Annotated in this window: 1 pseudogene; it reads right to left on the bottom strand. The window is 37.8% G+C overall.

Features of this window, described 5'->3' with window-relative positions:
* A pseudogene (locus V7147_RS22975) lies at nt 1-259 on the bottom strand (dihydrolipoyl dehydrogenase); the annotation flags it as partial.

The raw sequence follows: 259 nt of genomic DNA, 5'->3' as shown, positions 1-259 counted from the left end.
TTCAATGACATCAATTTTTCCTTGTTTCATTAAATGCTGGACACCTTTATATAACTGTTCAGTGATTTTATTTTTTCGGTTCTGTACTTTTGAAAAATCGAGTGAAACATCTTTTGCGATGACACCGAATTCCTCACTTCTTTTCGTTGTTGCATACACTTCTGCACTTCTTAAAAGAGCTTTACTTGGAATACAGCCCGCATGTAAACACGTACCACCCAGCTTTCCTTTTTCAACAACTGCCACTTTCAGCCCAAGC

Origin of the sequence: Bacillus sp. JJ1521, assembly GCF_036965165.1 — a bacterium.
In the GTDB taxonomy this organism is placed as follows: domain Bacteria; phylum Bacillota; class Bacilli; order Bacillales; family Bacillaceae_L; genus Ferdinandcohnia.
Note: the sequence above shows the minus strand (reverse complement) of the source record. Positions and strands in the feature narration are given on the sequence as shown.